This is a genomic window from Streptosporangium sp. NPDC051023, assembly GCF_040689595.1.
Taxonomy (GTDB): domain Bacteria; phylum Actinomycetota; class Actinomycetes; order Streptosporangiales; family Streptosporangiaceae; genus Streptosporangium.
Genome location: NZ_JBFBCE010000066.1, coordinates 16,263 through 41,468, shown reverse-complemented (window position 1 = coordinate 41,468; position 25,206 = coordinate 16,263). Strand labels below are relative to the sequence as shown.

Sequence of the window (25,206 nt, the reverse complement as noted above, 5' to 3'; positions counted from 1 at the left end):
CGACCGAGCATCGCACGGCTGGGGGCGCCCCGCTTCACGGGGCCGGTGCTGCGGGCGGGTGTTCCCCGGAGTCCTCTGCGGGACGGGTCAGCCGGACGGGAAGCTCGCTCCAGCCGTGGATGACAAGGGAGGGGAGCCGCTGCAACTGTTCGGTGCCGGCGGCGAGATGGAGGTCGGGGAAGCGGTCGAACAGCGCGGGCAACGCGATGAGCGCCTCCAGACGGGCCAGTGGGGCGCCGATGCAGTGGTGGAGTCCGACGCCGAAGGCCATGTGCTCGGCCGGTTCCCGGTCCACGTCGAACCGGTCGGCGAGCGGGCCGTGCTGGTGGGGATCACGACTGGCGGCGAAGTAGGTGGCGAGGATGGCGTCCCCCGCGGGGATGCGCACGCCGTCGACGTCGAGGGGTTCGATGGCGTACCGCAGCGGGAAGTAGGCGACCGGAGGGGCCCAGCGCAGGACCTCCTCGATCACCGCCTCCCAGGCGACGTGCCCGGTGCGGGCCTGATGGAGCTGGTCGGGATGGGCGAGCAGGGCGTGGGCCGCGCTGCAGATCAGGTCAACGGTGGTCTCGTGCCCGGCGCCGAGGACCGTCAGCAGGGTGTCGCGCAGTTCGTCGTCGTTCAGCCGGTCGCCCTGGTCGCGGGCGTTGATCAGATCCGTGGTCATGTCGTCCCCCGGGTGCTCGCGCCGGTAGGCGATCAGGGCGGGCAGGACGGTGTTGATCCTGGCGAAGGTGTTGGCCGCCTTCTGGGGGGTGGCGGAGCTGTCGAGGAACGCCTCCACGACCTCGGCGACCTCGGGGCGCAGGAAGTCGGGGACGCCGAACAGCTCGCAGATCACCCTCAGGGGCAGCGGGTGGGCGTAGCGGGCGCGCAGGTCGACGGTCTGGCCCGCGGGCAGTACGGCGAGACGGTCGAGCAGTTCGGTGACGATCCGCTGGATGATCGGCTGCATGGCCCTGGTCCGGCGGGCGGTGAAACTGGGGGCGATGAGGGCGCGCAGCCGCCGGTGGTCCTCGCCGTTGGTGTTGATCAGGTTCTGCATGCCGATCCACAGGTGCAGCCAGCCCCATTCGGGCCGGGCGTCGATCTGCGGCCACAGCTTCCAGTGGCGGCGCGGGTCCTTGCTGACCCTGGGATCGAGGATGACCTGCTTGAGGAGGTCGTGGCGGGTGATGGCCCAGGCGGGCACTCCGCCGGGCAGTTCCACCTCGACCACGGTGCCGAGGGCACGCAGCCGTGACACTTCGCCGGGGATGTCGGTTCCGCGGGGGTCCAAGACGACGGGCGGCCGGGAGACGGTGGTCATGTGGATGCTCCTGGAGGGGTGAGCGGGCTGGCGTGACCGGGGCGAGCACGCAGTGGCGAGGGAGGTTGTCGCGTTCCAGGAGCCGGGCCTCGAAACCTGCCCGAACCGGCGGCGGAGCCGCCATGGAGCCGCCCGTGCCACCGATGATCAGAAGCTGTGCGGAGTCCTTCGCGATCTTTACTCTGTGTGGTGATTCGTTTACAGGGGGATAATCGGATGGTAAATGGGGCTATAACTTGGGTCAATGCCGCTTAGCGGTGATTGTCCGCATAAGGACACGCGGCCCGCCCGCTTCCCGCCCCGTCGCTCACCGAGCTCGTGGCAGCGCCGGGGGTGAGCGGGGCGTGGGGGCATGGGGGCGCGGCCTCCGGCGCGGACGGAGGCCACGCCCCGGCCGATCAGTCGGCCCGCCCCCGGTAGTGCCAGATGTATGGGTCGGCCCCGGGCTCCGGTTCGTACAGAACCTGGGACTCGTCCTCGGCGAAGTCGATGATCGCCCCCGTTTCGAGGGTCTGGTCTGCCACCACCATCGGCCCCGGGACCGTCGCCCCGTCCAGCGGCCCGCCCATCAGGGTCACGTTCCGTTCGGTCGTCATGATGTCGAGCATGAGGGCCGGATCCGCTCACGTCCTGGAATCGAACCATCTCTCCGCGTGATTTCCGGCCGTGGAGGACCGGGGATCCAACGCCAGTGACGGATGGTGACCGTGGTGCCCCGGAGCCGTCCGCGCGACAATCGCCGTCGAGTGGTGAGTTCTCGTCGGTAACCTGCGATCAGGCGCGCGGTCCGAGGAACAGGCCACCACTCGCGTCGATGACCTGACCGGTGATCCAGCGCGCCGCGTCGGAGGCGAGGAACGCGACCACGTCGGCGACGTCGTCGGGCCCGCCCAGGCGATCGAGCGCCGTCGATCCGGCGATGAGCTCGGCCAGGCCCGGCGCTTCGAAGACCGATCCGTTGGCCGCCGTCCGGGTGGCGCCGGGAGCGACCGCGTTCACCGTGATTCCTCGGACTCCGAGCTCGTTGGCCAAGGTCATGCTCATCGTCTCGACCGCGCCCTTCGTCATGGCGAAGGACGTCTGGGCGGGGTTGGCCATCCGGGTCGCCACGGACGAGATCGTGACGATGCGGCCACCGTCACGGAGCAGTGGCAATGCTTGCTGGATGATGAAGTACGGAGCTCGCACGTTCACCGCGAAGAGGTGGTCGAACTCCGTCCGTGTCGTGACTCCGAGCGGGCCTGCGGGCGCAGCCGCCGCGTTGTTGACGAGGATGTCGAGTGGCCGCCCCGCCAGGCCGGCCTCGACTCCCGCGAAGAGCGTCTCGACGTCGTCGTCCACGCCCAGCTTCGCCTCGACGGCGAGCGCGGTTCCACCGTTACGTTCGATCTCGCCGACCGTCGCCGTCGCGCCGTCCTTGTCCGTGCCGAAGTGCACGATGACCACTGCCCCCTTCGCCGCCAGCCGGGCCGCGATCGCCCGCCCGATGCCGCGCGATGCTCCGGTCACGAGAGCCGTCCTGCCGGTCAGATCACCCATGCCAACCACCTCGTTTTGATAGTGACTACCAATATGATAGTCACTACCACTCCGGTAGGGTCTATCACATGTCCGACCAGCACTCACCACTGCGGGCGAAACGGCGAGCCGAGACGCAGCGCGTGATTCAGGCGCACGCGGTACGGCTGTTCACCGAGCGCGGATACGACGCGACGACCGTGACCGACGTCGCCGAAGCCGCGGGTGTTTCGCCGATGACCGTGTACCGGCACTTCCCCACGAAGGAAGACCTCGTGCTCGTCGACCAGCACGCTCGGCTCGTCGCCGAGCGGATCGTCGCGTCGTCCGCCGCGCAGCCCCTGGTCCGCCGCATCGGCGGCGCGCTCATCGACTCGGCCGCGATGTTGACCGGTGGCGGCCACGGAGACAACCTGACGGCGGACAGGCGGTTCCTGCTTGCCCGCCTCCGGCTCATGATCTCGACGCCGGCCTTGCGGGCCAAGCATCTGGACAACCACTACGCCCTTCAACAGGCGATCGTCGACGCCCTCGGGAACGATGCCGCCGATTCCGACGCGGCGTTCCGCGCCCAGGTGGCGGCCAGTGCCTGCCTGGCCGCCCTGCACACGGCACTGGTGCGCTGGGCCGAGGACGACGGACGGACCGAGCTGCCCGACGTGATCGCGAAGGCGCTCGCCGCCGCCTTCGGCGATGACATCGTCGAACCCACCGGCGGCGTCAACACCTCGGAGCCCATCGGGCGCGCAGAGCGCCGCTGACGATTTCCCGTCTCTCGCCACGCCTCCTGCCAGAGGGCGGCAGGCGGAGAGTCCCAACCCGGAGGGGAACCGTCCGCTCCGGTGTCCCGCCGTCCTCGTACGCCACCGGGGCGGCGTTTCCCGGCCGTCAGCGCTCTTCCGACCGGACCGTCTCAAGGAACTCGACGCAGCGGCCCAGCAGGGCGACCAGCGTCTCCCGCTCCTCGGGGCTGAACTCCGCGGCGAGTCCCTGCTCGACACGCACCGCATGGGGGTCGGCGGCGGCCAGCACCCGCTCACCCTTCTCGGTGAGGCGGGTCTCCAGGATGTTCTTGTGCCACTCGTGCGGGGTGCGCTCGATCAGGCCGTGCTCCTGGAGGTTCTTGAGCACGGTGTTCATCGTCGGCGGGGTGACCGCGCACGCCCTGGCCAGTGCGGCGGCCGAGATGCCGGGCTTGGTGGACAGGTGCAGCAACGCCGCGTACTGCGGCACGGTCAGACCGGCCTGCTTCAGCGCCGCGCTCTTGGCCGCGCTGAGTGCTTGCTCTGCGCGCTTGAGATGAGAGCCCAGGCGTTCGGAAACGGGCATCGAGGTCACCTGTGCATGGTAACGACCCGCGAAGTTAAGGCGTTGACGAGTATTAGAACTCTAATTATGGTGTGTACTCGAACAGGAAGTAAGGCTCTATCAACTGTGAATGGCCGAACAGAGAGGCACCATGTCTCCGCTTCACTCGTCCACCGCCATCGTGGCCACGGCTCTCGCCGCGGTCCTCTCCCTCGCCCCCGGAGCGCAGGCCACCGAAACCGCATCGCCCACGACTCCGACCTCGACCACGGCGTCCCAGTCGGGGACGAGCACGCGGATCTCCACGGCGTACGAGCTTCCCGGTGACCGGGTCTATCCCGAGGGCGTCGCCGTCGACCCGCGTACCGGCGACCTCTACGCCGGGTCGTACGCCGACGGCACGGTCTTCAAGATGACGCAGGACCGGCGAGTGGCCCAGGTCTTCCTGCCCGCGGGCGCCGACGGGCGTGACACCGCCAACGGACTGAAGGTGGACCGGGCAGGACGGCTGTGGGTGACCGACTCCACGACCGGAGTCTCCGTGTACGACACGCGCAGTCGTCGTCTGCTGGCCCGTTTCGACGTCCCGGGGCAGGGGGCAGCCTTCGTCAACGACCTCGCCATCGCCCCGGACGGCAGCGCCTACCTCACCGACAGCGTCCGCGCCGTGGTCTACCGCGTCACTCCACGGCAACTGGCGAAGGCGACCGGGGGCCGGGCGACGCTGACCCCGTACTTCGACCTGGCCGGCGCCCTCGCCCCGCACGCACCCGACGCGTTCACCCTCAACGGGATCGTCGCCGACCCGTCAGGACGCTACCTGCTCACTGCGGACATGACCGGCGGCGATCTCTACCGTCTCGACCTCGCCTCGGGCGCGATCCGCAGGGTCCTCCTGAGCGGTGGCGACATGCTGCACGCCGACGGCCTGGAGTTGCAGGACGGCAGGCTCTGGGTGGTCCACAACACCGTCAACACCATCAGCCGGTGGAAGGTCGCGAGGGACGGCTCGGCGGCCCAGGTGGAGCAGCGGGTGACCGATGAGGCACTGCAGCTCCCGACGACGCTGGTCCGCAGGCACGGGACGCTCTACGTGGTCCGCTCCCAGTTCGACAAGGGTGGCCCGCTCGGCTCAGGAACTCCGGAGATCCCCTTCACCATCGCCTCCGTACAGGGCATCTGAGCACGGCACGCCGGGGGCCGTGCCGAAATGATCCGAGGGCGCACCCCGGCCCCGTGTCTCCCCCGGCGGTCATCTCCCCGGCATCGGCCGCCCCGCTACGGCGAGAGACTATAAAGCGTTCATTGCCCATTCTTTGGGACATGTTGCCGCTGTCGCCGTCGCGGGAGGGAGACACCGCCGTGCCGCAATGGCTTCAGGCAGGACTGTGGGGATTCGTCGCGGGGGGCGCCCTCGTCCTGGGGGCGGGAATCGCCTGGCTGGTACGGGTACCGGCGCGGATCATCGCCGGGATCATGGCTTTCGGCGCCGGTGTGCTGATCTCGGCGCTGTCCTTCGAGCTCATCGACGAAGCCGAACGCTCCGGGGGGCTCGGCCCGGCGGCGATCGGCTTCCTCACCGGTGCCTGCGCCTACGTCGCGGCCAACATGCTGCTGGCCCGGTACGGCGCGCGGCACCGCAAGCGCTCCGGCGACCAGCAGGCGGCCGAGGGCGACACCGCGGGCAGCGGCACGGCCATCGCCATCGGCGCCCTGCTCGACGGGATCCCCGAGTCGGTGGTGCTGGGCCTGTCGCTGCTGGGCGGCCGAGGCGTCGGGATCGGGGTCCTGGCGGCCGTTTTCGTCTCCAACGTTCCCGAGGGACTGTCCAGCGCCGCGGGCATGAAACGGGCCGGGCGCGGCGCGCCGTACGTCTTCGGGGTCTGGGGTGGCATCGCCCTGGCGAGCGGCCTGGCGGCCCTCGTCGGCAATCTCACCCTGCGAGACGCCTCGCCCGCCGCCCTCGCGGTGATCACCGCCGTCGCCGCCGGGGCGATCCTCACCATGGTCGCCGACACGATGATCCCCGAAGCCTTCGAACGCGCCCACATCTTCACCGGCCTCATCACCACGATCGGCTTCCTGACCGCCTTCACCATCGAACGCCTCGGCGGGTAGCCATCCGGGACCGTACGCACTCCGATGATCAAGAGGGATGAGGCTCAGACCTCGGGATCCCGGATCTCGATGACATGCAGTGGATCGTTCAGAGTGCTGGACGGCTGAGCCCATTTGGCGGCGTCGAAGGTCAGGATCGGGCAGACCGACACATCGGCGATGGCCGCGACGTGCGCATCCCATATTTCCTGCCCGGTGGCGACGACGAACTCCGCCAGAGTGGCCGCCTGCTCCGCGTCCTTGAGCGGGGCGACGGTTACGTGCTCCATCGCGGCCAGGCCGTGCATGGCGTCAGCGGCCTCTTCGGTGCGGGCGTCCACCAGAACCCAGGTGATGGCCAGGGCGGACACCACCATTGACTGCCCGTCCGCGTCGAAGCTCTGAACCAGGCCAATGGTTCCCGCATCGCCTCTGGCCAGCTCGGACAGAACGGTGGCGTCGAGGATGAGCGGAGTCGGAGTGTAGTCGGTCACTAACCGGCTCGCCCCTGCTCGAAGCGGCGGAGTTGGTCGGTGACGTGCGCCTTCATCCGGTCCACACGGGCAGTGGTTGCCGGGTCGGCGGCGGCTTCGGCGGCCTTGGCCGCCCACCAGCGACGGGCGCGGCGTTCGCGGGCGGCGTGTTCCGCGAGAGCGTCGTTGAGGACGGCGGACACCGACGGGGCTTTGCCGGTTTCGACAAGGCGTTCGGCGTAGGTGGCCAGGTGCGGGTCCACGGTGATCGTGATCCGCGTCTTCTTCTCGCTCATACTCGAATCATACTCGCGAGGGGCTCGCTGATCCCTGATCCGGCAAGCGACTCTCGTCGCACCACGTCCCGCCCTGGCGAGTGGTCTTTCCCGGCTCCGCGCCCATGGTTCGCCGCTCGCCCAAACGTCCGAAACCCAGGGTGCGGATGTCGGTCGCGGCCTTCCTCCGCCGATATCCTCCGGGGCGCCGTCGACGTGATCACCCGCTGGGATCCCGGGGGTAGTTCCCGGGGCGGATCGGCGCTCGCCCGGCAGGGGGACGACCCGGCGTCGTGGCGGCGGCCACCATCTGATCATCATCCCCTGCGGCGCCCTACCCGGCGCTCGCGGGCGACATGGGGCGGAACCGGCGCACCACCGGTTACGTGTTCCGAAACCCCATGTCCCGGGATGGCGTGAGCCGTCAGCACGCGCGCTCTTGGCACAACACCGAACACCGTCGGAACGAAAGCCGGAGAACATGAACGTGTACAAGAAGGCCGTACCCGCCGCGATCGCGGCCGCCGCCCTGGCCGCCCTGACCGCCGCTCCCGCATCCGCGGCGCCCGCCGCTGCCACGGCGGTGACGGTCAAGATCGAGCTCAAGCACACCTCGACCTTCAAGGAGTCGGGCGGTGTCTACTTCACCTGCCCGACCAACGAGGTGCTGACCGGCCGGTCACACTCCGGGGACGAGAACGGCTACACCACGTACTACTGCAGCTCGATCATCATCAACGACCAGCCGATCCAGAGCGTGGTACTCGGGCTCTGGAGCGACCGGCAGAAGGAGAGCAGCTCGTTCTACCCCGCCCCGAACGACCAGGCCCTCGTCGGCCGGTGGCACTCGGGCGACGAGAACGGCTACACGAAGTACCTCGCGGGCATGTTCTTCTGGCAGGGCAAGCAGGTGCGGTTCTCCTCCCCTAACTGGAGCGGTGCACTCAAGGAGAGCGGCCACTCGTGGCGGGCGGGCGCCGGCCAGGTCATGGTCGGCCGCCAGCACTCGGGCGACGAGAACGGCTACACGAGATACCAGTACGCCACGGTCACGATCGTGGACTGAGGCCTCCCACCCGGACTCTCCCAGCGGGGCCCTCTGACGCCCCCACGCCCAGGGCCCCGCTGGGTGCCTTCCCTCCCCAACGCCTCCCAGCCCTTCACACCTCGCCGACAGGCTCTCCGACGCCCGCCGGGAACCGGAGTAGACCGCGTCCCGGCACGAGCTTGGATCGGCCTCCTGGGCCATTCCGTACAGGTGTGCCACTGTTTGCCCACGCGACGATTGATCCCGCCCCGAGGGACGGCGCTCACGTCAAAGACGGGTATGCATATGTACCTCTATCGGAAATCAGTAGGAGCTGCGGAATAGCCCCAGGTGAGCGCAGGTTGTAGCCCAACATGTCCGGACAATTCCGAGAAGCTGGCCCGGGCCTCGCCCAGGGCACAATCGATTCGAAGTGATCTTAATGATCAACCTGAAGAACGCTCTCGCAGCCGGAACAGTGGCGACCTTCGCCTTCATCGCGCCCATGACGGTGGCGGCCCAGCCCGCCGGTGCCGACACCGTGTCCGGGACCACCGCCGCCGCATCCACTCTCATCGTCCAGTTCGATGGTGGGGGCAGCGCCAACGGCGCAGCCAACGGCAGCAGTGGCCGCTGAGAAAAGGTGAACAACCGCATTCCGAACATCTCGGGGTGCCGTTGGGAAACGTGTCACCAACCGTAACGTTTCCACAGGTCAGGAAGGCGTTCCTTCGTAGCGGCATCGATCCGTCGAGCCCATCAAAGCTCCTCGATGCAGGCCGCTGAACTGCGCCTTCTCTCAGTCGGCGATCTCAGCAGGGCTGAGGGCGGCAGTGTGTGCCAGCCGTTTTCCGGCGACCACTTCAGCCCGTCACCTCAGCCCCGCCGAGCGCGATCATCGAACTCCTTCAAGCCCGGCTCGACCATGGTGCTCTGACGACCACTTCGCTGGACGTGACCAGGCACAACATCGGGTTGCGGAGAGGCATTCTGCAGTGGACCTCCGGTGGTGTTGAACCCTTGGAGGTTCGCTGCAAAGCACCCTTCCGATGCTGTCGCCGTACAGGGCTCTGGATCAGAGATCGCCGTTGCGAACGCCTCGGAGGAAATCACGCCAGGCCGCCGGGGAGAAGGTGAGCATCGAGCCGAAAGGGTCCTTGCTGTCGCGGACGGCGACAACATCGGGCAGGTTGGTGGCTACTTCTACGCAGTTGTCCGTCGTGCCGCCGCTGAGGCTGGACTTGTAGAACTTGGCGCCAGTCAGGTCAGGGGAGGTCATGGTTGCTCCTGGCCGCAGCGATGAACGCCGCAGATTCCTTGGGGGACAGGCACGCGCCGACGAGGCGCTCGAACGCCAGCCTAAGCTGACGTACCTGGTCAATCGCCTCTATGTAGATATTTCCGGCTGGACATCCGGTATATCCCACGTCCGGATCCTCGACGCCGAAGGAAAGCACAGAGAAAGCACCTTCCATGCCGCTGTGCTCACCTGTTCGGAGTGGCAGAACCTGAATCGTGACGTTCGGTCGTTCCATAACCTGAAGAATGTCATTGAGCTGATGAACCATGACGCCAGGCGGTCCAACGGGGCGTATCAGGGCACACTCATCGATCACGGCATGTAGGGCCGGTGCATTGACGCCAAGCAGGCTGATCTTGCGGGCCATCCGACCGGCTACCCGGCGCTCAAGTTCGAAGTCGTCTAACGCGGTCCGGGCCGCACACATGATCCTGCGAGCGTAGTCCTCACTCTGGAGCAAACCAGGGATCAGCAGCGGCTCCCAGGTCTGAATGGACACCGCCTCAGCCTCTAGACCAACGTATGAGCTGGCGAACACGTCGCTGTAGGCAGTCCACCAACCGCGCTGGCTGGCGTCCCTGCCGAGCTGGATCAGATCGGCCTTCCCCGCGACGTCTACGCCGTACAGGTCGCAGGCGTGGCCGATATCCGCAGCACTGGGTAGTAGGCGTGCGTTTTCGACCCGATTGACCTTTGATCGACTCCAGCCGAGCTGGCTGGCTGCTGCTTCCGGCGTGAGGTCGGCTCGCTCCCTCAGACGTCGCAGTTCGCGGCCAAGGCGGCGATGCCGGACGGTGGGACTCCTCGTCATGGTGCACAGTGTGCTGTGGACTCGTTAAAAAATCCATACGCATAGTGCTTGCGTGAATGCACTGCGCGAGCGCATGATGGTCTCGTCGTCCGGTCACCATGGGTGATTGAGTGGCTCCGTATCGGATGTAAAACCACCCTGTTGACTATTGGGGATATCAGTCCCCGTTTGTCCCCCAGTCGTCAGGAGATCGTGCAAATGTGCCCAAACCTCGGACCGCATAGACAACGCCTTCTTCTCGGAGACGTATCAGGACCTTGCGGGCTGTTGGTCGGGCAACGCCGAACTCTTGGACAATCAGATGTTCGCTGGCAACCGGCTCATCAACCACATAGACGCCCTTGCGAATGCGGTCCTTGATCACATTCGCGATCTGAACCCATTTTGGCTGGTTAGCGCGCCACTCGATCGTCACCTCATCACCGTAGGCATCTACGATTATCTGCTCATACCTATAGCTACCAGCTGACGTCTAGCCCTCACCACTGTGAACAGTAGTGAGGCTTGATCAAAAACAAACCCGTCCGGCGCTAGAGACGACCGGACGGGTCCTAGATCAGGAAGGTACTCCTGACCATGTCCAACCTTAGTGCTCTGGTCCTCGACCACCAGACGACAAGCGACAACTGCAGTTGCTTCATGCACGTCCCGCCCATGCCCATGGGCTGTGCCGACTGTGGCCATCCGCCGTACGCGCATCACTGCGACCGCACCCCACCAGCCCAGAAGCCCGACCACATCCCCCACCACGACTACACGCCGCCGACCGTCACGCTGATGGCCGAGCGTCTGGAAGCGCGTCGTCAGCTCGGGCTGGGACGGGGCCTGCCCGCCTACGAATCGCCCAGAGGCGCGACGCCCGACGAGGTGGTTCCACTGATCCCCGCCCAGCGCCGTCCCGAGCCGTCCCCAATCCCCGCTCCCACCCCCGCGCCGGTGACCGTGCCTGCCGTACCGGCATCGCTTCCCCTTCCCAGGCCGAGACCACATCAGATCAGACGTCCATCTCCCATTTCCCGGACTGGAACCGCACCATCCCGGCGTCGAGACAGGCAGTGCCCCAAGCCACCCGGCCCGCGACCGGTCATCCACCGTCCCCATGACGTCGAGGGCGCCCAGTCCCCGCACCGATCGCCTTTTCGGTACGGCTCGCGCGGCGTGATCTGGACATCCCTTCCCTCCCGGACGGTGGTCGGGAACGTTCACCAGGTTGCGCGCCGTCCGTCGGCGCCGATCGGGTCAGCGTCGCCGCCCACCGTACCGGCGCAGTGGAAGCCCCCTGGGGTGATGAAGAAAGCGGCGTCGTGGAAGCCCCCTGGAGTGCTGAGGGTGGTGATGCCGTGGAGGCCCTCCGGGGTGGCGTCGTGGAAGCCCCCTGGTGCGGCGGAGGTGGCGGCGTGGTGGGAGCTCCCTGATGCGGCGGAGGTGGTGACGCCGTGGTGGTTTCCCAAGGTGGCGAAGTGGTGGTTTCCCGAGGCGGCGGAGGCAGGCGGTCGCCGCAGGCATCTCATGAGGCGGGTCCGGCCGGTCGTCATGAGCGGCGGCCGAGTCCTCGACCGGGCAACGGAGGTCTGACCCGTGGAACACCCTGGAACCGCAGCCCCGAGCCAGGCCATCCCCGGCTGGCGGATCATCCGCAGCGACGCCGGACGCTACTGGGCCAGCCGTGAGCGCCCTTTCCCCGCCGACACCCTCTGGGGTGATCCGCCCTTCAGAACCGTGGACGCCGACACCTTCGACGACCTCAGGGCCGAGGTAGACCGGCAGGAAGAGGTGGCCGCACGGATTGCGAGCCGGGCGGCCGGGGAGACGATCGCGGAGTAGGTCTTGCCGTACGGCAGCGGTGCCGTACGGCAGGCATCTCTCATGAACAGGCGCGGCGACGACGCTTCCCCCACGAACGTCGCCGCGCCGCCGTACCGCACGGGCCTGGTCTCTGGAGGGATGATCGGGCCCATGCGCGACGCGGGCGGGCGGAGTCGTCGCCCGTCCCGCCCGCGTCACCCTCCTTACCGGCCTCCGCAGACTTCGTCCGGTGTCCGGAGGGAGACGTTGGGCGTAGCTTTCCACCTCAGCCCTGCGCTCCTTTCCGCACAGGCGCTTCAGCTACGGCGACCAGCCATGAACCAAACCTCACACGGATTGCTTCAGCCACCGCCAGAACACCGAGCAACGGAAAGGAAGCGGCTACGGCCCGCAGGCCGTACGGCCGGGCAGTGGTGCGCGGAGGTGGGCGGGTGGTCCGGCCGGCGTATAAAGGGACAGAAACCCCCGCGCCCGCCAGGCCGGAGGCCTGAACCCGCCAGAGAGCAACCAACGACGGCCGGCCGGACCACCTGCCCATCGGAGCGCGAACCCACAGAACCATCCAGTGTGGGATGAGTCGAAGGGCTACTCGCCGACGATCTCCTCAGGAGACAGAGCGGCGAGAGTCTGCAGGGAGCGCAGAAAAGCGCGGCGGTCCTCCTCGGGGAGACGCCCCAGCAGGCGTTCCTCCTTACGCTGGATGCCCGCCTGCGCGGAGTCACGGACGCGACGGCCCTCGGCGGTCAGCGACAGCAGGCGGGCGCGCCGGTCAGTCGGGTCAGGGGTCCGATCGATGAGCCCCCGCTGCTGCAGGTCGTCCAGGAAGCCGATGATGCGGGTCTTGTCCGCGCCGATGGCCTCCGCCAGCGCGGCCTGGGTCCGCAACGGCCGCTCGTCCAGCGCGAGCAGGACCATGTACGCCCACATCGACAGACCATGCTCGCGCAGCACAGGCAGCTCGGCGTCGATCAGCGGCCGACTCAGCCGACTGATCATCGCGGCCAGGTCGGGACGGTCGGTCACGACGTCATATTATACGGATTGACTGATGATAAACGAGTGTAGATGATATGCGTAAGCCTATCGATTCGAGGAGTCGTTCATGAACATTCAGGAACTGAACAACCGCGCGGTGCGCGCGAGTGTGGACGTGGTCGCCAGGGCGACGGTCGATGACCTTGGCAGGCCGACGCCGTGCGCGGGCTGGACGCTGGCCGACCTGCTCGCTCACATGACCGTCCAGCACCACGGTTTCGCCGCCGCGGCCCGGGGCGCCGGAGCCGATCTGGCGGTGTGGAAGGTCCGGCCACTCGGAGACGACGCGGTCCCGCTCTATATCAAGGCGGCGGAGGACGTGCTGGCGGCGTTCGCCGAGGACGGCGTGCTGGAGCGCGAGTTCACGCTGCCCGAGTTCACCCAGCCCGAGTTCGGCCGTGGGCCGGTCTTCCCCGCCGCCCAGGCCATCGGATTCCATTTCATCGACTACCTGGTGCACGCCTGGGACGTCGCCCGGTCGCTTGGCGTCGAGTTCACCCCGGCCTCGGACCTGGCCGAGGCGGCCTGGCCGATCACCCTGGCGGTCCCGGACGACGAGCGCCGCACCAGGCCGGGCGCCGCCTTCCAGCCGAGTCTGCCCGCCCCCGGCGACGCGCCGCGCTTCGACCGGATCCTCGCTCTGCTCGGCCGCTCTCCCACTTGGGAACCTCGCGTTTGAGACACCATGTCACCGACATGACCGGTTGACCGAAACGGAGCGTGAGCGTCACCCGACTGAGGGATATGTAAGTATCAGAGGATCTGTCGGTAGCAGCGACTAACGTTCTCCGGAGTACGGCCACCGCACATGGTGGTGCCGTTCGGGACGAAGGGATGCTCAGGTGAAGTTCCGGGTCAACCGTGATGTCCTGGCCGACGCCGTGGTCTGGGCGGCCCGTGCCTTGCCGAACCGCCCGGCCGTTCCCGTCCTGTCCGGCCTGTTGCTGGAGGCCGACGGCGAGGACCTGGTGCTCTCGGCCTTCGACTACGACGTCTCCGCCCGCGCCACGGTCGAGGCCGACGTGGCCGAGCCCGGCAGGGTGCTGATCCCGGGGCGGATTCTCGCCGAGATCACCCGCAGTCTGCCAGGCGGCCAGCCGGTCGAGATCGTCACCGACGGTTCCGAGGCGGTTCTGACCTGCGGAAGCGCTGAGTTCGGCCTTCTCACCATGCCGGTGGAAGACTTCCCCACCCTGCCGACCGCGCCGCCGAAGGTCGGGGCGGTCGGCGGCGGGATCTTCGCCAGCGCGGTCGGCCAGGTGGCCCCGGCCTCCAGCCGTGACGAGACACTCCCCATGCTGACCGGCGTCCGCATCGACATCGCGGGCGAGACCGTGACCATGGCCGCCACCGACCGCTACCGCATCGCAGCCAGGGAGTTCGGCTGGCGTCCCGAGCAGCCTGGCGTCACGGCCGCCGCCATGGTCCCGGCCAGGGTGCTCGTCGAGGTGGCCAGGTCGCTGCGCGGCGGTGAGGTCTCGATCGGCCTGGGCGACGGAGTCGCCGGGTTCGAGAGCGTCGGCAGAAGCACCACGGTTCGCCTGCTCGACGAGCAGTTCATCGACTACCGCGCACGCCTGACCGACGACTGGCCGATCAGGGCGGACGTGCGGGCCGCCCCGTTCGTCGACGCGATCAAGCGGGTGGCGCTGGTCGCCGAGCGCAACACCGCGATCAGGCTCACGTTCGGCCAGGGACAGGTGCTCATCCAGGCGGGCGGCGGTGACATCGGCCGGGGCGCCGAGGTCCTGGACGCCGAGCTGTCCGGCGACGAGATCCAGATCGCCTTCCAGTCCCAGTTCCTGCTGGACGGCCTGGCGGGGGTGGAGACCGAGTTCGTCAGGCTCAACATGCAGTCCCCGAGCCGCCCCGCCCTCATCGCCGAGGTCCCCGGAGACGCCGACCCCGCCTTCCGCTACCTCGTGATGTCCCTGCGCCAAGCCTGAGCGGCGTCTCCGCGCCAGCTCTGAGCGGTGTCTCCACGCCCAGCCTGAGCGGCATCCTTGCGCCAGCCTGAGCGGCCTCTTCGCACCAAGCCGGAGGTGACCCTCGCGCCTGGCCTTGACCGGCGGAGCCGACGGCGAAGCCCCGTTCTTCCCTGGGGAGACGCCGTCGGCGGACCCGCCGTCCTGTCAGTGGGTGGCCGGGGCGTTGGTGGATCCCTTGGGCGCGGGCGGGTCGGAAAGGGGGAGGGACTGGTCCTGGTGGTCGGTGACCTGACCAGCGGGTGGGGCGGTGATGAGGACGTGTGATCCCCAGCCGGTGTAGCGGGTGTCGGTCTGGGTGGTCGTGACGGATTTGTCGCTGACCCGGACCTGGACGGTCGACAGGCGCGTGGGCAGCCCCGTGCCGTCGGTCCACAACCGCCAAGTGATCTTCTTGTGTTTGCGGCGCTCTTGAGGAGGCAGGGACTCGGAGGCGTAGACGCCCTTGTCCGCCTTATAGAGATCCTCGTAGCTGATGGCGCCCCGGTAGAGGAACCCGCCGGACACGGGCTCTCCCGTCACTCCTTTCAGCAGGGCCTTCAGGATTGCCGGGTCGAACACCTTGATGCTCTGTGAGCTGAACATCAGTGAATAGTTCGGGCCTCCCTTGGGCGTTTTCTGCCGCGACCAGACCTGGGGGACCTTCTGGAGGTTCGAGGTGTAGACGCTTCCCCCGGCGACGACGAAGCCCACCCGCCCGCCGGACAACAACTCGTCGTCCTTGGGGGACTTCGGGGCAGGGGTGAGCTGCCAGGTGCCGTCAGAGGCGACGACACCGGAGGGGCCGAACTGCAGCCTGCCGTTGACCTGGACCTTGGCCTGACGACTGCCGTCGCTGCTCCAGCTCATGGTCTCGGTGAATCGCACGCCGCGTTCGGGCTGGAACTGCCGCTCGAGCGCCCGCACCGGGTTGGGCGGAGCGACCTGCGCGGCAGCGGGGGTGGTGGCGGCCGGTATGGCCACGAACAGTACGGCAGCCGCCAGGGCAACCCATCGCCTCATAGGGGATTTCTCCTTTCCCGGAAGATCGACTCTCGTGAGGAAATCATTATTCCGACAAAGATAGACATTTTCCTCTGAGGTGTGGTGAAACGGCGCAGACCTCTTCCGGCCCACACGATCGCTCCCGGCTCAGTGGGTGAGCAGTGTGGACTGCGTGGACCGGTAAGCTGGTCAAACATCGCGAACGTGCTGTCCGGGAGAAAGCCTCTGGGAAAAGCTGCCCGGAAAAGGGTGTCCGGAAAAAGAGGGTTGGACGGCCTTTTTGGGAAAACGAACTGTCCGAGAAAAGGCGAGGCCGGATCTTCGAGCAGCCGGGCTTCAAGATCGGCGACGCGCTTGTCGAGGAAGCGGTTGTTGGAGCGGGAGGCGTCAGCCGGGCGGTTCTGTCAGCGCCTGCTCGCGCGCCCGCAGCGCGGCTCGTCGCACCTTGCCCGCGTCGTCCCGGAGAGGGTCGGTGGTGAAGCGGTAGGTGCGGGGGGTCTTGTAGCGGACGAGACGGGTCGTCAGGAACGCCCGCAGATCGTCCTCGTTCGGCGGCTGATCGGGGTAGGGCTGGATGAGCGCGTGCACCCGCTGACCGAGGTCTGCGTCCGGGAGACCAACCACGGCGCATGACTGGACGCCCGGATGCTCCGACAGCGCCGCCTCGACCTCGGCCGGGTAGACGTTCGCGCCACCGGTGAGGATCAGGTCGGTCCGACGGTCGTTCAGATACAGGTAACCGTCGGCGTCCACGTGACCGAGATCGCCGAGTGACTCCCAGCCGTCCACTGTCCGTGCCGTCGCCCCCACGTACCGGTAGGTCGGCGGGGTGCCCGGTGTCGGGCGCATGAAGATCTCGCCGTCCTCGCCTGTCGCGGCCTCGTCGTTGTCGGCGGTCAGGATCCGGACTTCGCCCCAGAGCGGCCGCCCCACCGAACCGCGGTGGGCGAGCCACTCCGCGCCGGTGATGTGGGTCATCATCTGCGCTTCGGTGGCCGCGTACATCTCATGGACGTTCTCGGGGCCGAGCAGCGCGAACCACGCCTCCTTCAGCCACGCGGGGCAGGGCGCGGCCCCGTGCCATAGCTGCCGAAGCGACGAGATGTCCCAGACGCGCGGGCCGTTCAGCTCGCGCAGGACCCGCGACATCATCGTCGGCACGAACGACACCCAGCCGACCCGGTAGCGCTCGACCGCCTCCAGCACCGCGACCGGATCGAACCGCGGCAGTACCACCAGATGCTGCCCCGCGAACAGTCCGTACATGGAGAAGTTGAACGGAGCGTTGTGGTAAAGCGGTCCGGGGACGAGCTGGACGTCGCCGTCCCGCTGACCCAGCAGGGCCGCCGCCGCTCCCGGATCGACCTCCCCGGGCTGCCCCGAGATGATCAGCTTCGGCCGTCCCGTGCTGCCACCCGAGGTCGCAGCCTTCCACGAAGGGCCGACAGTCGGCACGAGGTAGCGGCCCTCCTGCACGGGATCGGGCTCCTCGGCCGTCACCACCAGCCGTGGCCTGGCCAGCGTGACGATCGCGTCCCGCTCGGGCGGAGGAAGCGCGGGTGAGATCAGCTGCGGCACCGCGCCCAGCTTCCACAGCGCGAACATCACCACGTAGAAGCCCACTCCGTTGGGCATCGCGACCGTCACGAAGTCGCCCTGGCAGACGCCTGCCGCCCGGTAGGTGCGCGCCAGCCGGTTGGCCCGCTCCTCGAGACCCGCCCGGGTCGCCGTCTCCTCCCCGCAGGTCACCAGCGGACGGTCCGGGTCCGCCGACGCCAGATCGCTCAAGATCTGACCCAGCGGCACGACGCTACCCACGGGTAAACCGCTTCATGAAGTCCGGCTCCACCACCAGCCCGTGCACCTGCATGTTGTGACTGTGGGCGAGTTGGTGCAGTGCGAACGCCGTGCGGATCGCGTCGGGACGGCCCTGGGCGTCCTGCGCGGCGTTCACCGACTGCTTGGCGAGCTTCAACGCGAACGGAGGCTGCTCGGCGATCCGCGCCGCCAGATCCAGGGTCTCCTCGGTGAGCCGTGCCAGCGGCACCACCCGGTTGACCATCCCGATCCGCTCGGCCTCGCGGGCGGTGAGCGTCCCGGAGGTGAACAGCAGTTCCTTGGCCTTCCGCACCCCGAACTCGTACGGATGGTTGAAGAACTCGACGCCGTTGACGCCCATCGCCACCACGTTGTCGAGGAACTCGGCATTCTCCGCCGCCACGATCAGGTCGCACGGCCACACCAGCATCAGGCCGCCGGAGATGACCTTTCCCTGCACCTCGGCGATGGTCGGCTTCGGAATGTTCCGCCAGCGCTCGGAGAACCCCAGATAGATCTCCTCCTCCCGCGCCATCAGTCCCTCCGCGCCGGCACGGGTGAAACCGCAGTACGGCCCCACCGTGTCGTGGTCGTGCAGCGAGGCGAACGGCTCGTCCTCCCGCAGGTCGTGACCGGCAGAGAAGTGCGGGCCTTCGGCCGCCAAGACGATCACCGCCACGTCCTCGTCGTGAGCGGCCCGGTCGAAGGCGTCGTTCAGCGCGTAGAGCAGTTCGGTGTCCTGCGCGTTGCGCCGCTCGGGACGGTTCAGCACGATCCGCGCCACTTTCGGACGCGGAAGCTCGTAGCGGACCACGCTCATCGGACACCCTCCCACAGGACGCGCTCGGCCCCACCCGGGTCCGAGACGGAGACGACCGACTCATTGACGACCCCGACGGTCCGATCGTTGCCGTAGCGGGCCCAGCCGGGGTCGCCGAATTTGATGAAGTTAACCCAGACGTGGTGGAAGGTGTCGGCGATCGCGACCGGAGGCTCGTCACCGAGCCGGGGCGCGAGACCCGGGGTGTCCAGGGTGTGGAACGCGAACGGCAGGTCGACGCCGTGCCCGGAGCCGAGCGTCGGGGACGCCCAGTCGAACTGGTAGACCCAGCTGTCCGCGCCGTGCGCCTCCGCGGACCGGATCGCCGGGATCCGGAAGTACCAGTCGGAGACGATCGCCGACAGCAGATCGCCCGGCGTCGCGTCAGGACGGGCCTTCCGATAGATGTCGACGTCGTCCGCGCCCAGCCCGTACGCCGAGGCCGACTGCAGCAGCAGGGTCTCGTCAATGAGCCCGATCGCGCCCGACGCGACCAGGATCAGCCGCGCCTCCTCGGCCGTCGTGCCCGTCAGCAGGGCGACGTCCGGGTCGAGGAACGGCAACGGCGGGTTCTCGAGAACCTCGCCGTCGACCGTCGGCGCGTACGGCTGAGAACTCAACGCCAGATCGCCCCATTTCGCCGGATCCGGCGCGCCCTGGATCTCACCGATGAGGTCGCGGACGGCCACGGCCACCACCGCGGGGTCGAGCTTGGCGAAATCGTCGCGGGTCGGCTCCACGGACAGTCGGGCGGCGAGTTCGCCGGCCACGAGGCGGCCCTGGTCGGCGTTCAGATAGTGCTGCGCGCCGCCGCTCTGCGCGATGGCCCGCTGGAACAGACCCTTGGCCTGCGGCATCGACAGGAGCGTCTGCACGCACCACGCCCCCGCCGACTGGCCCGCGACCGTCACCCGGTCGGGGTCGCCGCCGAACGCCTCGATGTTCTTCCGCACCCAGCGCAGCGCGGCGACCTGGTCGAGCAGGCCCCGGTTGGCGGGTGCGCCGTCCAGGTAGACGAAACCCTCAGCGCCCAGCCGGTAGTTGACGCTCACCACGACGATTCCGTGGCGGGCGAAGGACGTGCCGTCGTACTCGGGAACGGAGTTGGAGCCATTGGTGAACGCTCCGCCGTGGATCCAGACCAGAACCGGCAGGCCCGAGCCGTCGGGCGTCCACACGTTGAGGTTCAGGCACTCCTCGCCCGGGACCACCACCTCGGGGAAGAGCGGAACGTACATGTCGACATAGTCGGCCTTTGGCACGGTGGGGCCGAAGCCCGTGGCGTCACGGACTCCGTCCCACGGCTCCGGTGGGGCGGGCGCGGCGAACCGGAGCTCGCCGAAGGGCGGCGCGGCGTAGGGAACGCCCAGGTAGGCGGTGATTCCGTCGATCGTTGTCCCGCGCAGGGACCCTTGCGCTATGTGCAACACATCAGCCATGACGTTGCTCCTCTGAAACATTCTGGCTAGATGCTACAAAGCGTGGGCTCCTCTCCGTCGACATGTCAAGATGTAACATTCGTTAGATATGCTTCATTCGTGGAGCAGACCCCGTTGCAGCGGCAGTTGTCCTCGCCGAGCCGTAAACCCACCGCGCTGGACGCCTTCCGCAGGGCCCGGTCGGACTTCCTGGCCGGCAAGCGGATCGACCTCCAGTCCCTGGCCGCCGAGCTGGGCGTCAGCCGCGTCACCCTCTACCGCTGGGTCGGCACCCGCGAACAGCTCCTCGTCGAGGTCATCTGGGCGCTCACCGCCCAGACCTTCGACGACGAGTGGGCCCGTCTGGAGGCCCGGTCCGGGCCCCGCGTCCCCGAAGTCGTGGTCCGGTTGCTGCGCGCCTTCTGGAGCCAGCCCGGCGCGCGCCGCTTCCTGGAACAGGAGAACGACCTGGCGATGCGGCTGCTCACCCTCGCCTCACACGGCTTCCAGCCCCGCCTCCTTGACCTGCTCAAGTCCAAGCTCGCCGAGGATCTCGCCGAAGGCCGCGTCGTCAGCCCGATCCCGCTCGACGATCTCGCCTACACCGTCCTGCGCGTCGCCGAGTCCTTCCACTACCTTCCCACCATCACCGGCGAACCCGCAGATCCCGACCGAGCCGCCCGCGTCCTGGCCGCCCTCCTCCCATCCGCTCGCCCGGCCAACTGACCAGCACGACCCATCCTCTGAGTCCGGCTCGTCGGGGGTGCGGAGCTGCCGGACGCGTTGATCTTGTCGTGATTCGCCTGGTCGATCTGGGGCGGTCGTCACCGTCGCGGTGTCCCTGCTGGGCATGGCCTTCGGGCGACTGGTAGCGCGGGCGGTCGAGCGGCCGGCGGCGTTGCGCTGGCGTCCCGGGGCCCGAGGGGCGACGTAGCGAAGCCCGAGCGTCGGCGTCGTGATACCGGAAGATCCGGCGCCGCGAGGTCAGAGGTCCTGCGTCGTGACGTCGAGGCGCCGGACTCTCGCGGCGGCCGGAATGAAAAAGCTAGCTGCTGAGCTCCTGGGCCTCGGTGAGGGCGATCAGGATGTGTTCCATGCACGCGTGGCCCGCGCGCTCCGCCGCCGCCGCGTCGCCCGCCGCGATCGCCCGGGCAATGGCGTCGTGCGGAATGTAGGTGCTGTTGAGCGAGGTCCCCGCCGCGGTGATGCTGGCCCGCAGAGCGGCGGAGAAGTCCTCGTAGAGGTCGATCAGGACCAGGTTGTGGGTCGCCTGGACGACGGCGACGTGGAAGGCGAGATCCGCCTCGACGAAGGCGGTCGGCTCACCCAGCTCCCACGCCCGCTCCCGCTCGGCCAGCGCGGCCTCGATGCGGAGGATGTCGGCGTCGGTGCGCCTCGTCGCGGCCAGCCGGGCGGCCTCGACCTCGAGTGCGCGCCGTACTTCCAGGATCTCCAACTGCTCGGCGGTGCGCAGCCGCCGTAGCATCGCGCCAGAGAGCTCGCTCGTGGCGCGGACGTAGGTGCCGTCGCCCTGACGGCATTCCAGCAGGCCTGCGTGGGTGAGCGCCCTTACGGCCTCACGCACGGTGTTGCGTCCCACACCGAGCTGCTCGGCGAGCACGGTCTCGGTGGGGATCTTCGCGTGCATCTGCCAGGAGTTCGAAGTGATCTGCTCTTTGAGCTGATCGATCACCTGGTCAACGAGAGACGCCCGCTGCGCCGTACGCAGACTCACAGTCCGCCTCCTCCGGAGAAACCAATCATCCTATGAGTCAATGACTGGTAGACCCTAGTTATTCCGGAGGCAGAAAAACAAATCCGGAGTGCCGGGGGAGGCGGATTGCTTATCGGACCAGCGTCGAATCGACTGTTATTCCCACCATCGCGTCGCGGACTCCGGCTGCCTCAAGAGCCCTACGATACGCGTTTGTCTGTTCCTCTCCCACGCCGACCCTGCCGTAAAGGTCACCTAGCTCGCGCCAGGCTCGTGCGATCTCCCGGTTGGGATTGGACCGCTCCGATCGCAGGGCATGAAGGAGCTCCCCTGCGGTGTTCAGCCTGGACAGGACGTTGTTCTCCCCCCGCGTGAGCGCGGCCTGGGCGAGGACCAGGTGCACGGACGCGGTGGTCGGGCCTGCCTGACCGGACAGGGTGTCGAGGGCGGACGTGGCCAGGGTGACCGCGCCGTCCGGGTTGCCGTCGCCGAGCTGGAGACGGGCAAGCACGACCAGGCTTCCCGCGTGCTCGTTGATCTTCTCGGGGAAGGCGGCGAAGACTCCGCTGGCGGCGGTCGCCAACTCGTAGGCCTCCTCGGATGAGGGGCTTCCGAGGGAGACTGCGAGTCTCGCCCACTCCACTGCGATCCCGGCGAGCCTGAAGGCCATCCGGGCCGGGCGGCCCGTCGCGATCGCGTCGTCGGCCAGCCGTACGGCCAGCGCCGAGTCCTCGCCTTCTGCCGCGACGATGCTCGCCTGCCAGAGGGAGTGGACCTCGGCGGTGCGGTTGACCACCGAGGGGACGCCGTTGACGGCCAGGATGTGCCTGACGTAGGACAGGCCGGGAGACTGCGGCCTGCTGGCTTCGGTCTCCACCAGGGAGGCGGCCAGCTCGATCGCGATCTCGCCCTGGGTCAGTGCCAGGTGGTTCACCTGGGTGAGGGCGTACGCGGCCAGATCGTGCGCGCGGAGCGTGTCGCCCGCGCGCTGGTAGCAGCGGCTCAGCGCGACCGTCAGAGGCAGGTCGGCCAGTCGCTCGGGGTGTGCGGCGGCCTCGCGGCGAAGCCGCTCGAACGCCTCGACCGCGGGCTCGACCTTGTTCTGGGCCTCCAGCGAGCGAGCCCGCCCCAGCCGCGCGTGCGCGGCCAGCATGGCGTTCTCCTCGCCGGCGACCTTGACAATCTCGCCGAATCGTTCGGCGGCGACGGATGGGTCGCCGTGTTGTAGCTCCAACTCCGCGTGGCGCAGGCCGAGTTCGGTGTCGATCCGCTGGCGCGGCTCGATCCCGTGAAGCAAGAACTCGGTTGTGCACCCCAGTCGTTCAGCGAGAAGACGCGCGACCACGGGGGTCGGCGTCCGCTTTCCGGACTCGATGAGGGAGACATAACTGTCGGAGAGGTCAGGCCCTGCCAGCTGGGCCTGAGACATGCGCCTACTCAGCCGCAGTCCGCGGACGCGGTCACCGATGGTTCCCTGACTCGGCATCTGATCTCTCAGGGCGGGGGATGGTCAATGTTCCCGCCATGATTGCACGAAGCAGTCGAATCGGTAACCCCACGTGAAGAGAATCCACCTGCGGACTCTCCCGGCCCCTATGTCATACGGGACATAGGGGCACTAATCATCCGAATCGTTGCCGCCAGGGAAGAGCATCTGACAGACCTCGAGGTACAAGGTCTCCGGGTAGGGGATGTAGTTCACTCTGGACAGGGCCTGATCTTGACCGGCCGACTCCAGGACGAACTCGCCGTATCCCAGCATGCGGCCGAGCAGTGAGCGCTGGAAGCTCATGTCGGTCACCTTGCCGAGCGGCATCATGTCGACCTTGCGTGTGATGAGGCCTGTTGTGAGCAGCATGCGCTTGGAAGTGACCACGAAGTAGTCGACCGACCACTCGGCCACCTTCCACACGAAGCGGATCAACAGCAGGAGCCAGGCCCACCAGACGATGACGAGAGCACCGCTCCCGCCCTGGCTGCCGAACCACCTGCTCAGCAGCCCGGCGATGATCAGGCCGCCGAAGACCTCGGCGATGGAGCGAAGCAGTACGGCCGGGTGACGCCGTACCATGATCACTTGTTGTTCGTGGGGGAGTAGGTAGCGGTTGACCGACGCGGGAGCCGAGTCCCCGTGGGTCACCAGTCTCATGACAGATGGGATACGAATTGGGCCAGAGAATTGGCCGCGTTGAACATGGTGTCCATGGCGCCCCTAACTGTGTTCGCTGCATCACCTGGTCGTGTGAACAGGTAAAACGCCACAAAAGCAATGGCGCTGTACGTTAGAGCTTTCTTGACCTGCACTGCGGCCTCCTACGACCACTCACCCACTGCACCCGCCGTATACATTACCCATGCCATTCGCGAGGTAAAGCGTCTTCGCTGATCAGGTCACGGGATGTCCGTGAGGACCTGATCGCGCCGATGTGATGTCCGTCACCCGCGTTCGCCCGCGACCAGCGCGAGGACCTCGAGGTGCTTGCGGGCGATCCGCTCGACCAGCCCCGCGTGGGCCTGGCCGGTCACCTCGAGTGCGCCGTAGTGCGCCGCCTGGATGCAGCGGGTCACCGTGGCCGCGGGGTGGACCTTGGAGAACTCGTCCCGCAACGCGGCACTGACGTGCTCGTAGGGGTCCGACTCCGGGTCCGGGACGCTTCGCTCGCTCATGCTTCTCCCTGGTGTGCGTCCACGGCCTTCGGCCGGGAACACAGAAGAGATATTCTCGCTACTCTTCGTACCCACATAACCACACTGTGTAACGGAGAAGTGGCGGAACGACCCCCCTTAACCCAGGTAGATCTTCTCAGACGACGCCGTAAAGGCGGTCGCCCGCGTCTCCGAGGCCGGGGACGATGTAGCCGTGCTCGTTCAGCCGCTCGTCCAGAGCGGCGGTCACCAGGCGGATCGGCCTGTCGCTACCCGCGAAGACCTCGTCCATGTGGGCGATCCCCTCGGGAGCGGCCAGCAGGCACAGCACGGTCACGTCGTCAGCGCCGCGCTCGAAGAGGAACCTGATCGCCGCCGCCAGGGTGCCGCCCGTTGCGAGCATCGGGTCGACCACGTAGACCTGGCGTCCCGACAGGTCGTCCGGCAGCCGGGTCGCGTAGGTCTCCGCCTTGAGCGTGGTCTCGTTGCGGATCATTCCGAGGAAGCCGACCTCGGCGGTCGGCAGCAGCCGGGTCATGCCGTCCAGCATGCCCAGGCCCGCGCGGAGGATGGGGACGACCAGCGGGTACGGCTGCGCCAGCCGTACGCCCTTCGCCGTCGCCACGGGAGTCTCCACCGTCAGCTCGGTGACGCGGACGTGGCGGGTCGCCTCATAGGCGAGCAGAGTCACCAGCTCGTCGGCCAGACGCCGGAAGGTGGGTGAGTCGGTGCTCGCGTCCCGCAGGGCGGTCAGCTTGTGCGCCACCAGCGGGTGCTCGACGACGAGGGTCTCCATGAGCGCCAACGCTATCCTGAACGGCCGCTCAGGGGACAAACCGCCGCTCAGATGACAACAGGTGGG

General features: G+C 67.8%; 29 protein-coding genes. 9 read left to right on the top strand and 20 right to left on the bottom strand.

What is annotated here, in order from left to right:
- Positions 1-34 precede the first annotated feature (34 nt).
- The 3 genes from AB0395_RS33695 to AB0395_RS33685 all read right to left on the bottom strand — a co-directional run bounded on the left by AB0395_RS33695 (position 35) and on the right by AB0395_RS33685 (position 2,848).
- Positions 35-1,309 (bottom strand): cytochrome P450, encoded by a 1,275-nt coding sequence (locus AB0395_RS33695; RefSeq protein ID WP_366288048.1) that lies wholly within the window; start codon positions 1,307-1,309, stop codon positions 35-37.
- 398 nt (positions 1,310-1,707) lie between these two features.
- Positions 1,708-1,905, bottom strand: a complete 198-nt coding sequence (locus AB0395_RS33690) for a hypothetical protein (RefSeq protein ID WP_366288047.1) — start codon at positions 1,903-1,905, stop codon at positions 1,708-1,710.
- Between the two features lie 178 nt (positions 1,906-2,083).
- On the bottom strand, positions 2,084-2,848 hold the full coding sequence (locus AB0395_RS33685) for an SDR family oxidoreductase (RefSeq protein ID WP_366288046.1): 765 nt from the start codon (positions 2,846-2,848) through the stop codon (positions 2,084-2,086).
- A 68-nt stretch (positions 2,849-2,916) separates the two neighbouring features.
- On the opposite strand from AB0395_RS33685, the gene AB0395_RS33680 reads away from it, so the two are divergent.
- Complete coding sequence (locus tag AB0395_RS33680) at positions 2,917-3,588, top strand: helix-turn-helix domain-containing protein (protein ID WP_366288045.1); 672 nt, start codon at positions 2,917-2,919, stop codon at positions 3,586-3,588.
- Between the two features lie 127 nt (positions 3,589-3,715).
- Here the strand turns inward: AB0395_RS33680 and AB0395_RS33675 are convergent, their stop codons facing one another.
- Entirely contained in the window at positions 3,716-4,156 is a 441-nt protein-coding gene (locus AB0395_RS33675) for a MarR family transcriptional regulator (protein ID WP_366288063.1), read from the bottom strand.
- Between the two features lie 130 nt (positions 4,157-4,286).
- Between AB0395_RS33675 and AB0395_RS33670 the strand changes: the two genes are divergently transcribed.
- Positions 4,287-5,318 (top strand): SMP-30/gluconolactonase/LRE family protein, encoded by a 1,032-nt coding sequence (locus AB0395_RS33670; RefSeq protein ID WP_366288044.1) that lies wholly within the window; start codon positions 4,287-4,289, stop codon positions 5,316-5,318.
- A gap of 179 nt (positions 5,319-5,497) precedes the next feature.
- Positions 5,498-6,253: a ZIP family zinc transporter gene (locus tag AB0395_RS33665; RefSeq protein WP_366288043.1), complete on the top strand. Its 756-nt coding sequence runs from the start codon at positions 5,498-5,500 to the stop codon at positions 6,251-6,253.
- Positions 6,254-6,297: 44 nt separating this feature from the next.
- On the opposite strand, the gene AB0395_RS33660 is transcribed toward AB0395_RS33665, so the two are convergent.
- Positions 6,298-6,726, bottom strand: coding sequence for a hypothetical protein (locus AB0395_RS33660; RefSeq protein ID WP_366288042.1), 429 nt, complete (start codon positions 6,724-6,726; stop codon positions 6,298-6,300).
- On the bottom strand, positions 6,726-7,001 hold the full coding sequence (locus tag AB0395_RS33655) for a hypothetical protein (protein ID WP_366288041.1): 276 nt from the start codon (positions 6,999-7,001) through the stop codon (positions 6,726-6,728). The genes AB0395_RS33660 and AB0395_RS33655 overlap by 1 nt, the downstream gene beginning before the upstream one ends.
- Before the next feature lie 460 nt (positions 7,002-7,461).
- On the opposite strand from AB0395_RS33655, the gene AB0395_RS33650 reads away from it, so the two are divergent.
- The gene (locus AB0395_RS33650) at positions 7,462-8,046 is read left to right on the top strand and encodes a hypothetical protein (RefSeq protein ID WP_366288040.1); all 585 of its coding nucleotides are present in this window, start codon (positions 7,462-7,464) and stop codon (positions 8,044-8,046) included.
- A gap of 403 nt (positions 8,047-8,449) precedes the next feature.
- Entirely contained in the window at positions 8,450-8,644 is a 195-nt protein-coding gene (locus AB0395_RS33645; RefSeq protein WP_366288039.1) for a hypothetical protein, read from the top strand.
- A 438-nt stretch (positions 8,645-9,082) separates the two neighbouring features.
- On the opposite strand, the gene AB0395_RS33640 is transcribed toward AB0395_RS33645, so the two are convergent.
- The 4 genes from AB0395_RS33640 to AB0395_RS33625 form a co-directional block, all read right to left on the bottom strand.
- Entirely contained in the window at positions 9,083-9,286 is a 204-nt protein-coding gene (locus AB0395_RS33640) for a DUF397 domain-containing protein (RefSeq protein WP_366288038.1), read from the bottom strand.
- Positions 9,273-10,118 (bottom strand): helix-turn-helix transcriptional regulator, encoded by an 846-nt coding sequence (locus AB0395_RS33635; protein WP_366288037.1) that lies wholly within the window; start codon positions 10,116-10,118, stop codon positions 9,273-9,275. Before AB0395_RS33635 ends, AB0395_RS33640 begins: the two co-directional genes overlap by 14 nt.
- A 157-nt stretch (positions 10,119-10,275) precedes the next feature.
- Positions 10,276-10,533 carry a GntR family transcriptional regulator gene (locus tag AB0395_RS33630; protein ID WP_366288036.1) on the bottom strand — a complete coding sequence of 86 codons (258 nt, stop codon included), beginning with the start codon at positions 10,531-10,533 and terminating at the stop codon, positions 10,276-10,278.
- Positions 10,534-11,320: 787 nt separating this feature from the next.
- Positions 11,321-11,653 (bottom strand): hypothetical protein, encoded by a 333-nt coding sequence (locus tag AB0395_RS33625; protein ID WP_366288035.1) that lies wholly within the window; start codon positions 11,651-11,653, stop codon positions 11,321-11,323.
- 43 nt (positions 11,654-11,696) lie between these two features.
- On the opposite strand from AB0395_RS33625, the gene AB0395_RS33620 reads away from it, so the two are divergent.
- Positions 11,697-11,942 carry a hypothetical protein gene (locus tag AB0395_RS33620; protein WP_366288034.1) on the top strand — a complete coding sequence of 82 codons (246 nt, stop codon included), beginning with the start codon at positions 11,697-11,699 and terminating at the stop codon, positions 11,940-11,942.
- A 567-nt stretch (positions 11,943-12,509) separates the two neighbouring features.
- On the opposite strand, the gene AB0395_RS33615 is transcribed toward AB0395_RS33620, so the two are convergent.
- Positions 12,510-12,947, bottom strand: a complete 438-nt coding sequence (locus AB0395_RS33615) for a MarR family transcriptional regulator (protein ID WP_366288033.1) — start codon at positions 12,945-12,947, stop codon at positions 12,510-12,512.
- Positions 12,948-13,026: 79 nt separating this feature from the next.
- Here AB0395_RS33615 and AB0395_RS33610 point away from each other — a divergent pair, with 79 nt between their 5' ends.
- Entirely contained in the window at positions 13,027-13,638 is a 612-nt protein-coding gene (locus AB0395_RS33610; protein WP_366288032.1) for a TIGR03086 family metal-binding protein, read from the top strand.
- Positions 13,639-13,801: 163 nt separating this feature from the next.
- Entirely contained in the window at positions 13,802-14,905 is a 1,104-nt protein-coding gene (gene dnaN / locus AB0395_RS33605; RefSeq protein ID WP_366288031.1) for a DNA polymerase III subunit beta, read from the top strand.
- Positions 14,906-15,091: 186 nt separating this feature from the next.
- Here dnaN and AB0395_RS33600 read toward each other — a convergent pair whose 3' ends face one another.
- The 4 genes from AB0395_RS33600 to AB0395_RS33585 form a co-directional block, all read right to left on the bottom strand.
- Complete coding sequence (locus AB0395_RS33600; RefSeq protein ID WP_366288030.1) at positions 15,092-15,946, bottom strand: hypothetical protein; 855 nt, start codon at positions 15,944-15,946, stop codon at positions 15,092-15,094.
- A gap of 369 nt (positions 15,947-16,315) precedes the next feature.
- Positions 16,316-17,716 carry an AMP-binding protein gene (locus AB0395_RS33595; RefSeq protein ID WP_366288029.1) on the bottom strand — a complete coding sequence of 467 codons (1,401 nt, stop codon included), beginning with the start codon at positions 17,714-17,716 and terminating at the stop codon, positions 16,316-16,318.
- A gap of 22 nt (positions 17,717-17,738) precedes the next feature.
- Positions 17,739-18,566: an enoyl-CoA hydratase gene (locus AB0395_RS33590; protein WP_366288028.1), complete on the bottom strand. Its 828-nt coding sequence runs from the start codon at positions 18,564-18,566 to the stop codon at positions 17,739-17,741.
- Entirely contained in the window at positions 18,563-20,005 is a 1,443-nt protein-coding gene (locus tag AB0395_RS33585) for a carboxylesterase family protein (protein WP_366288027.1), read from the bottom strand. Before AB0395_RS33585 ends, AB0395_RS33590 begins: the two co-directional genes overlap by 4 nt.
- A 99-nt stretch (positions 20,006-20,104) precedes the next feature.
- Between AB0395_RS33585 and AB0395_RS33580 the strand changes: the two genes are divergently transcribed.
- A complete protein-coding gene (locus AB0395_RS33580) occupies positions 20,105-20,710 on the top strand; it encodes a QsdR family transcriptional regulator (RefSeq protein ID WP_366288026.1) in 606 nt (201 codons plus the stop codon).
- 319 nt (positions 20,711-21,029) lie between these two features.
- On the opposite strand, the gene AB0395_RS33575 is transcribed toward AB0395_RS33580, so the two are convergent.
- The 5 genes from AB0395_RS33575 to upp all read right to left on the bottom strand — a co-directional run bounded on the left by AB0395_RS33575 (position 21,030) and on the right by upp (position 25,140).
- A complete protein-coding gene (locus AB0395_RS33575; protein ID WP_366288025.1) occupies positions 21,030-21,719 on the bottom strand; it encodes a FadR/GntR family transcriptional regulator in 690 nt (229 codons plus the stop codon).
- 109 nt (positions 21,720-21,828) lie between these two features.
- Positions 21,829-23,184 (bottom strand): helix-turn-helix domain-containing protein, encoded by a 1,356-nt coding sequence (locus tag AB0395_RS33570; RefSeq protein WP_366288024.1) that lies wholly within the window; start codon positions 23,182-23,184, stop codon positions 21,829-21,831.
- 132 nt (positions 23,185-23,316) lie between these two features.
- On the bottom strand, positions 23,317-23,847 hold the full coding sequence (locus tag AB0395_RS33565; RefSeq protein WP_366288023.1) for a PH domain-containing protein: 531 nt from the start codon (positions 23,845-23,847) through the stop codon (positions 23,317-23,319).
- Between the two features lie 287 nt (positions 23,848-24,134).
- On the bottom strand, positions 24,135-24,365 hold the full coding sequence (locus tag AB0395_RS33560) for a hypothetical protein (protein WP_366288022.1): 231 nt from the start codon (positions 24,363-24,365) through the stop codon (positions 24,135-24,137).
- 136 nt (positions 24,366-24,501) lie between these two features.
- Positions 24,502-25,140 carry a uracil phosphoribosyltransferase gene (gene upp / locus AB0395_RS33555; protein WP_366288021.1) on the bottom strand — a complete coding sequence of 213 codons (639 nt, stop codon included), beginning with the start codon at positions 25,138-25,140 and terminating at the stop codon, positions 24,502-24,504.
- Positions 25,141-25,206 lie beyond the last annotated feature (66 nt).

What these genes read in the sequence shown, in the direction of transcription:
- AB0395_RS33695 (WP_366288048.1), bottom strand. Translation starts at nt 1,309, where the DNA reads ATGACCACCGTCTCCCGGCCGCCCGTCGTCTTGGACCCCCGCGGAACC.
- AB0395_RS33690 (WP_366288047.1), bottom strand. Translation starts at nt 1,905, where the DNA reads ATGACGACCGAACGGAACGTGACCCTGATGGGCGGGCCGCTGGACGGG.
- AB0395_RS33685 (WP_366288046.1), bottom strand. Translation starts at nt 2,848, where the DNA reads ATGGGTGATCTGACCGGCAGGACGGCTCTCGTGACCGGAGCATCGCGC.
- AB0395_RS33680 (WP_366288045.1), top strand. Translation starts at nt 2,917, where the DNA reads ATGTCCGACCAGCACTCACCACTGCGGGCGAAACGGCGAGCCGAGACG.
- AB0395_RS33675 (WP_366288063.1), bottom strand. Translation starts at nt 4,156, where the DNA reads ATGCCCGTTTCCGAACGCCTGGGCTCTCATCTCAAGCGCGCAGAGCAA.
- AB0395_RS33670 (WP_366288044.1), top strand. Translation starts at nt 4,287, where the DNA reads ATGTCTCCGCTTCACTCGTCCACCGCCATCGTGGCCACGGCTCTCGCC.
- AB0395_RS33655 (WP_366288041.1), bottom strand. Translation starts at nt 7,001, where the DNA reads ATGAGCGAGAAGAAGACGCGGATCACGATCACCGTGGACCCGCACCTG.
- AB0395_RS33650 (WP_366288040.1), top strand. Translation starts at nt 7,462, where the DNA reads ATGAACGTGTACAAGAAGGCCGTACCCGCCGCGATCGCGGCCGCCGCC.
- AB0395_RS33645 (WP_366288039.1), top strand. Translation starts at nt 8,450, where the DNA reads ATGATCAACCTGAAGAACGCTCTCGCAGCCGGAACAGTGGCGACCTTC.
- AB0395_RS33640 (WP_366288038.1), bottom strand. Translation starts at nt 9,286, where the DNA reads ATGACCTCCCCTGACCTGACTGGCGCCAAGTTCTACAAGTCCAGCCTC.
- AB0395_RS33635 (WP_366288037.1), bottom strand. Translation starts at nt 10,118, where the DNA reads ATGACGAGGAGTCCCACCGTCCGGCATCGCCGCCTTGGCCGCGAACTG.
- AB0395_RS33625 (WP_366288035.1), bottom strand. Translation starts at nt 11,653, where the DNA reads ATGACGACCGGCCGGACCCGCCTCATGAGATGCCTGCGGCGACCGCCT.
- AB0395_RS33610 (WP_366288032.1), top strand. Translation starts at nt 13,027, where the DNA reads ATGAACATTCAGGAACTGAACAACCGCGCGGTGCGCGCGAGTGTGGAC.
- AB0395_RS33600 (WP_366288030.1), bottom strand. Translation starts at nt 15,946, where the DNA reads ATGAGGCGATGGGTTGCCCTGGCGGCTGCCGTACTGTTCGTGGCCATA.
- AB0395_RS33590 (WP_366288028.1), bottom strand. Translation starts at nt 18,566, where the DNA reads ATGAGCGTGGTCCGCTACGAGCTTCCGCGTCCGAAAGTGGCGCGGATC.
- AB0395_RS33585 (WP_366288027.1), bottom strand. Translation starts at nt 20,005, where the DNA reads ATGGCTGATGTGTTGCACATAGCGCAAGGGTCCCTGCGCGGGACAACG.
- AB0395_RS33570 (WP_366288024.1), bottom strand. Translation starts at nt 23,184, where the DNA reads ATGCCGAGTCAGGGAACCATCGGTGACCGCGTCCGCGGACTGCGGCTG.
- AB0395_RS33565 (WP_366288023.1), bottom strand. Translation starts at nt 23,847, where the DNA reads ATGAGACTGGTGACCCACGGGGACTCGGCTCCCGCGTCGGTCAACCGC.
- AB0395_RS33560 (WP_366288022.1), bottom strand. Translation starts at nt 24,365, where the DNA reads ATGAGCGAGCGAAGCGTCCCGGACCCGGAGTCGGACCCCTACGAGCAC.
- upp (WP_366288021.1), bottom strand. Translation starts at nt 25,140, where the DNA reads ATGGAGACCCTCGTCGTCGAGCACCCGCTGGTGGCGCACAAGCTGACC.